Consider the following 6,551-nt stretch of genomic DNA (forward strand, 5'->3'; position numbering starts at 1 on the left):
GAAGGAGCAGACATGACGAACCACACCGCGCCCACGGCCACCTCGCCCACGGTCGCCGCCTCGCCGGTCGACGGGTCGCTGACCGGAGCGGGCCACGCCATCGCCGTCACCGGCCTGCGCAAGTCCTACGGGAACAAACTGGTCCTCGACGGCGTCGACCTGCACGTCGCCGAGGGCTCGGTCTTCGCGCTGCTCGGGCCGAACGGTGCCGGCAAGACCACCATGGTGCAGATCCTGTCCACCCTGATCCGGGCCGACGGCGGCCGAGTGAACGTCGCCGGGTACGACGTCGCCCGGGAGCCCGACGCGGTGCGCGACCGCATCGGCGTGACCGGACAGTTCTCCGCGGTGGACAACCTGCTCACCGGCGAGGAAAACCTCAGGCTGATGGCCGACCTGCGCCACCTCGACCGGGCCACGACCCGGCGGCGCACGGCGGACCTGCTGGAGCGGTTCGACCTGGTCGACGCCGCCCGCAAGCCGGCGGCCACCTACTCCGGTGGCATGCGGCGCCGTCTCGACCTGGCGATGACGCTGATCGGCGACCCTGGGCTGATCTTCCTCGACGAGCCGACCACCGGCCTCGATCCGCGCAGCCGCCGCACCATGTGGCAGATCATCCGGGACCTGGTCAGCGGCGGCGTCACGGTCCTTCTCACCACGCAGTACCTCGAGGAGGCCGACGAACTGGCCGACCGGGTGGCCCTGCTCGATCGCGGTCGCATCATCGCCGAGGGCACGCCCACCGAGCTCAAACGGCTGGTTCCCGGCGGCCACATCCGCCTCCAGTTCACCGACCCGCTCCAGCTCGACGCCGCCGCGCGCACGTTCGACGTCGGCCAGCGCGACGACGACGCCCTCACCCTGGACGTCGCCGGCGACGGCGGAGTCACCTCGCTGCGGGCGCTCCTCGACCGGCTGGACGGCGCCTCGATCGACGTCGCGGCCCTGTCCGTGCACACGCCCGACCTCGACGACGTCTTCCTCGCCCTCACCGGCCCCGCCACGACAGAAGGAACGGCCCGATGACCACGATGTCCCTCGCCGTGCGCGACTCGTCCACCATGCTGCGGCGCAACCTCAAACGGATGCTGCGCTACCCGTCGATGACGCTGATGATGATCGGCATGCCGGTACTCTTCCTGCTGCTGTTCGTCTACATCTTCGGCGGCACCCTGGGTAACGGCCTCGGCGGCGCGCAGGCGGGCCGGGCCGCGTACGCCAACTACGTGGTACCGGGGATCCTGCTGATCGCCGTGGCCGGCGCCGCTCAGGGAATCGCGGTCTCCGTCGCGATGGACATGACCGAGGGCATCATCGCCCGGTTCCGTACCATGGCGATCTTCCGCCCCTCCGTGCTGACCGGACACGTGCTGGGCAGTCTCGTCCAGTCCATGCTGAGCCTCGCCGCGATCCTCGGGGTCGGGCTGCTGGTGGGCTTCCGGCCGAACGCCACGCCGATCGAATGGCTCGCCGTGGCCGGCGTCCTGCTGATGGTCACCTTCGCGATCACCTGGTTCGCCGTCGCCTGCGGCCTGGTCACCAAGAGCGTCGAGGCGGCCAGCAACCTGCCCATGCCGATCATGCTGCTGCCGTTCCTCGGCAGCGGGTTCGTACCGACCGATTCCCTGCCCAGGGGCGCGTCGTGGTTCGCCCAGTACCAGCCCTTCACCCCGGTCATCGAGACCCTGCGCGGGCTGATGCTCGGCACCCCCATCGGCAACAACGGCGTCCTCGCCGTCGCCTGGTCCGGGGCCATCACCATCGGCTGCTACCTCTGGTCCCGGCGCCTCTACGGCCGTGACCCGTCCCGCTGAACCGACTGCTGAACCCGCCACCGCACTGCCCCGGAACCTGACGGTTCCGGGGCAGCCACGGGTAGCGGTGAGGGCGCGGGTTGGCCTCAGGCCCCGGGGCGGCGGTAGCCGGCGATCGGCAGGTACGGGTTGCTCAGCTGGGTCATCCGCACCACGTCACCGGTGGTCGGCGCGTGCACCACCCAGCCATCGCCCACGTACACGCTCATGTGGTGGTGGTCGCTGAAGTAAAAGACCAGGTCGCCGGGCTGCAACTGGGAACGCGTGACCGGCTTCGTGTCGTCCCACTGCCACCCGGTGAAGTGGCCGAGCGTGACGCCGGCCGCCTTCCACGCGTACAGGGCCAGGCCCGAGCAGTCGAAGGTGCTGGGGCCCGCGGTGGCCCACACGTACGGCTTGCCGATCTGCGCACAGGCGGTCTTGGCGGCGATCGCGCCGGGGCCGGTGGTCAGCTCGGCGGGGCAGGCGACCGGTTCGTAGGTGCCGCCGGACTTGCCGCTCTCGCCGTACGCCTGACGGCGCAGCACCTGCAGGCTGTCCATCTGGTTCTGGATGTCGGTCTTTTCCTTGGACAGCTGCTTGTCCTGCACGGTCTCGGCCGCGATGAGGGCGTCCAGCGGCTTCTTCTGCGCGTTGTACTTGGCGACCAGGTCGGCGGCGTCCTTGACGGAGTCGGACTGGCGGTGCGCGATGGCGTCCAGCGTTGACATCTGGTCGGCCATCGTCGCCGGGGTGCCGGTGGTCAGCAGGGCATCCAGGGGCGAGGTCTCCCCGTACTCGTAGAGCTGCGCGGACAGCGCGCTGACCCGGGTCAGGGTGAGGTCCACCTGGATCTGCAACGGCTTGATCTGCTTGGCCAGGTTGGCGGACTTCGTCTGGTTCTGCTGCAGCTGCGAGTGCAGCTCGTTGTACTGCTCGACGAGCGGTTCCAGCTTGTTCCAGTTGTCGTTGATCTGCCCCTCGATATCCGAGATCGAGGGTGCCGCCTGGGCGGTCGTGCCGGTTCCCACAACGAGGAACATCATGGCGGCGACGGCGACAAGGACACGGCGTGGCCGGCTGAGCACTCGGGCGTACGCCACGGGCGGCTCCTTCTTCCTCGACCGCCTACCGGGTTAGCTGACGGGTTCGGGCGGAAGAAGCCCTGCCGCGCGGCTGCGCGGGTTCACCCCAGTGCTTAGGTGGGTTCCCGGCTCGTGGTGACGACTCGGCGGTGTCCGGCCTCAGGGCCGGACGGTTAGGTGACCTTGGACGACCGAACGATAGCCACCGGCACCCGGTCATTACAAGCCGGACCGCCCAAGAGGGTAGTAGTCAGACCGTTACCGATTGACGTGCGTGCCGGTGCTCAGCGTCATTAGCCGGCGAATACTCCGTTCCAATCTTTGATGTGCCAACGGCGCACCAGACCGTTGATCACGAACGGCTCGTCCTTGGTGAACTCTTCGGCCGCTTCCCGCGTAGTGAAGATTGCCATAGCACCATCGCGGACCGGGTCGGCAAACGTGCCGTCCCTCAGCGGCGTGCCCCGATTATGAAACTCATCGAGGCGCCGCGGTGCCCGGGAATACTCGATCGGCAGGCGGCGTCGCCCGGCGAATAGCGGGGCGCCCCGTCCGGGAGCCGGCGACGGCTCCCGGACGAGGCGCCCGGGTTTCGCTTGTGACGGGAGGAGAGATCTACCCGTCGGCGGTCAGGTCAGGAGGAGTAGCCGCGGGTACCCATCCAGTTGGCCAGGTCGATGGTGGTCATCCAGTAGGTGTCGGCGCCCTCACCGGCCGGGTCGGCGATGTGCACGTCCCGCCCGTTGTCGCTGTACCCGATGACGGCGATGTAGTGGCCGCCGTCGTACTCGTGGTACCCGCCGGACAGGTCCTGCGCGCTGCCCACGATGTTCGCGACGACGCCGTACCCGTTGCTGATCGCGTGCACGACGTTCGCCTGCAGTTGGTCCATTTCAGCCGACGTCGCGCTGCTGCCGGGGATGAAGGTGGTGTGGTAGAAGCTCGTGCCCTCGAGGCGGTTGAGCTCGGCCGTGGTGTCGGCCGCCGAGTTGGTGCCGGCGGTCGTGGTGCCCATGGCCATGGCGATGGTGTCCTGGCTCGGCGCGGCGATCTTCGTGCTCGCCGCCATCCGGGTCGAGGCGGGGCCGCAGTAGTAGCCGTTGATCTGGTACTCGAAGTCGAACTTGAGGTCCTTGGCGGCGGGTGCCACGGGCTTGGCCGGGGCCTTCACGACCTTCGGCGCGGCCGGAACGGTCGACGCGTGGGTCGGTGACGGGGCGGCGGGCGACGGGGCGGCCGGCGACGACGCGGCCGATGCCGGCGCGGCGATTTCGGCCCCGGCGTTGCCCGAGCTGTTGATGGTGCCGGCGGCGTTGGCCAGCGAGATGGCCTGGGCGGTGCCGGGGGCAGTGGAGCGCTTGCCCAGGCTGAGCGGGAGCGCGATCAGCAGGGCCACGCCCAGCATCGTCGCCCAGACCAGGGCGATGCGGTGCGCGCGACTGGGCACGGCATGCTTGAAGTGCTTACCGAGATTTTGGGGGTTCACAAATTCCTCGCCAGGGGATTTCTATCGCTCTATGGAAGCGGATGGATTTCTGGAAAGGCCGACCGGTAAAGGTGTCACAGCCGGATGGAAAAACCATTCCGGGGATTTGTGCGAGGCAGGCTGGTACCACGTCCGGGTGGTGAATCGCCTGAATCGCGATCGCGTGCGCGAATTCGGTGACGCTACGGGCTGCTTGTGCCCGGCTGACCGTCCGCGCGCCGCCGGCCGGCGGTGGTGACTATCTCTCCGGCGTCACTGGGCCGCTGCGACCGGCGCAACGGGGCGCACTGGGTCGAGCGGGAAAAGCGCATGGTTGGACCACGACAACGTGAGTCGCACGAGCACGTTCTCCTTCCGGTGCCGCTTACCGGGTTAGCTGACGGATTCGGGCGGGAAAGATCGCCCTACCGCGAATAGAGGTATTCGCGGATTCACCCCACGAGCACGGGTCCCCGATTCGTGACCTGCACGATTCAGCGGGTCTGTTCCGGTGTCATCAAGTGACGACGGGGGGCCGGACCAGACGGGTTGACAGTACTGTCGGCCCCCGCCGCTGCCAACCCCCTGACCTCGGCTTCTCCCCGCGACGGGCGCGAATCGGCGCCGCGCGGGAGGGTGGCGGCTGCGAATCCGAATACGATCGGTGACAACGGCTCAACTCGATGTTCGATTACCGGCCGTTCGAAATCGGAAACCCTGTGCGTTCGGGGGACATCGACAACCCGCGTTCGATGATCGACTTTACGTGCCCGTGCGGGCGCGCCGGGTAGGTCCCGGGCTGGGCCGCCGCGATTTATATCACCGCCGGGCCGGGGCTCCGGGGCCGGGAGAGAGTCGAATTCTTGGTGGCTTCCCCCCCGGGCAGGGGGAAGGCCACCAGGATCTGAGCGCTTCTCGCGGCCGAGAGGGCGGGGCGGTAGGCGTGTGTTTTGCAGGCAAATCCGGTCGTGCCGGGCTTTTGGGTCGCACTCTTGCCAGGAATCGATGGTCTGGCTACGGTGCACCAAAGGCAGGACGTCCTACGTAGGATGTCCATTCAGTGCGAGAGGCCCGCATATGCCCATACCGTCCCGCATTACCGCCCTGGCGTCGCGCCGCCGGGGATTCCTGCCGGCCGTGGCCGCCCTGGCCGGCGCGTTGCTCATCGCGACCGCCGCGCCGGCCAGTGCCGCACCGGCCGGTGCCGCGCATCACCAGCCCCCACCCCCACCGCCCGCTCCGAGCCTCACCTCACAGGTCATCTACAGCCCGGCCCAGGATGCGGGATACACCTGTTTCCGGATTCCGTCGATCGTGAAGGCCAACGACGGCACGCTGCTGGCGTTCGCCGAGGGCCGGGTCACCAGCTGCGGCGACTCCGGGGACATCGACGTGGTGCTCAAGCGCTCCACCGATGGTGGCAAGACGTGGGGGCCGCTGCAGCTCATCAACGCCGGCAACGGCGACACGCACGACCAGCCCACCGCGGTGGTGGACAGCCGGACCGGCCGGATCCTGTTGATTACCAACGCGAATCCGGGCGGCACCAGCACCTCGGCCTGCGCGATCCCGTGTGACCGCACCGCGTACCTGCAGTACAGCGACGACGACGGCGCGACGTGGTCGGCGCCCCGCGACATCACCAGTCAGGTCAAGGACCCCAGCTGGAACGAGTGGTTCGTGACCGGTCCCGGCCACGGGCTCCAGCTGACCGAGGGGCCGCACAAGGGCCGGATCGTCGTCGGCTTCAACGCGGAGAGCGGCGTCGGCACCAAGGAGAACGCCAACCTCGCCGGGCTGGTCTACAGCGACGACGGCGGCAACAGCTGGCACATCGGCGCGACCGACAGCATCCCCTACAACGCCGACGGCACCTACGGCCAGAAGCCACAGGAGCTCAGCCTCGCCCAACTGCCCGGCGGCGGCATCTACGCGGCGGCCCGGGAGACCGGCGGTACCGACATCGGCAACCGCTCGTCCGCGGTCAGCCGGGACGGCGGCCGCTCGTTCAGCACGAAGTTCGCCACGATCCCCGACCTGGTGACCCCGCAGGTGCAGGGCACGGTGCTGACCCTGCAGGGTGCGGCGAACCAGGGTCGGATGCTGTTCTCCTCGCCGGCCAACACCGACCTGCGTAAGACCATGATGATCCGTTCGTCGTACGACAACGGGCGTACCTGGGAGAACGCGGACCAGGGCACGGTC

6 protein-coding genes and 2 riboswitches are annotated in these 6,551 nt (G+C 68.6%); of the genes, 3 read left to right on the forward strand and 3 right to left on the reverse strand.

From position 1 onward, the window contains the following. The first annotated feature begins 12 nt into the window (after nucleotides 1-12). A complete protein-coding gene (locus ABEA87_RS39320) occupies nucleotides 13-1,029 on the forward strand; it encodes an ATP-binding cassette domain-containing protein (RefSeq protein WP_345638603.1) in 1,017 nt (338 codons plus the stop codon). Next, a complete protein-coding gene (locus tag ABEA87_RS39325) occupies nucleotides 1,026-1,817 on the forward strand; it encodes an ABC transporter permease (protein WP_345638605.1) in 792 nt (263 codons plus the stop codon). The genes ABEA87_RS39320 and ABEA87_RS39325 overlap by 4 nt, the downstream gene beginning before the upstream one ends. Nucleotides 1,818-1,903: 86 nt before the next feature. On the opposite strand, the gene ABEA87_RS39330 is transcribed toward ABEA87_RS39325, so the two are convergent. From ABEA87_RS39330 to ABEA87_RS39335, 3 genes are all read right to left on the reverse strand, one after another. Next, nucleotides 1,904-2,899 (reverse strand): C40 family peptidase, encoded by a 996-nt coding sequence (locus ABEA87_RS39330; RefSeq protein WP_345638607.1) that lies wholly within the window; start codon nucleotides 2,897-2,899, stop codon nucleotides 1,904-1,906. A 7-nt stretch (nucleotides 2,900-2,906) separates the two neighbouring features. Then, nucleotides 2,907-3,040, reverse strand: a riboswitch (cyclic di-AMP (ydaO/yuaA leader). Nucleotides 3,041-3,174: 134 nt separating this feature from the next. Continuing rightward, a complete protein-coding gene (locus ABEA87_RS42870; RefSeq protein WP_459112889.1) occupies nucleotides 3,175-3,294 on the reverse strand; it encodes a YciI family protein in 120 nt (39 codons plus the stop codon). A 221-nt stretch (nucleotides 3,295-3,515) separates the two neighbouring features. Then, nucleotides 3,516-4,367: a C39 family peptidase gene (locus tag ABEA87_RS39335; RefSeq protein WP_345638609.1), complete on the reverse strand. Its 852-nt coding sequence runs from the start codon at nucleotides 4,365-4,367 to the stop codon at nucleotides 3,516-3,518. A gap of 346 nt (nucleotides 4,368-4,713) precedes the next feature. Then, nucleotides 4,714-4,856, reverse strand: a riboswitch (cyclic di-AMP (ydaO/yuaA leader). Between the two features lie 567 nt (nucleotides 4,857-5,423). Here ABEA87_RS39335 and ABEA87_RS39340 point away from each other — a divergent pair. Next, a partial coding sequence (locus ABEA87_RS39340; protein WP_345638611.1) for a sialidase family protein occupies nucleotides 5,424-6,551 on the forward strand: 1,128 nt, incomplete at its 3' end.

This window comes from Rugosimonospora acidiphila, from assembly GCF_039543385.1.
Lineage (GTDB): Bacteria > Actinomycetota > Actinomycetes > Mycobacteriales > Micromonosporaceae > Rugosimonospora > Rugosimonospora acidiphila.

Coding starts and splice junctions, on each gene's coding strand:
- ABEA87_RS39320 (WP_345638603.1), top strand. CDS start 13: ATGACGAACCACACCGCGCCCACGGCCACCTCGCCCACGGTCGCCGCC.
- ABEA87_RS42870 (WP_459112889.1), bottom strand. CDS start 3,294: ATGGCAATCTTCACTACGCGGGAAGCGGCCGAAGAGTTCACCAAGGAC.
- ABEA87_RS39325 (WP_345638605.1), top strand. CDS start 1,026: ATGACCACGATGTCCCTCGCCGTGCGCGACTCGTCCACCATGCTGCGG.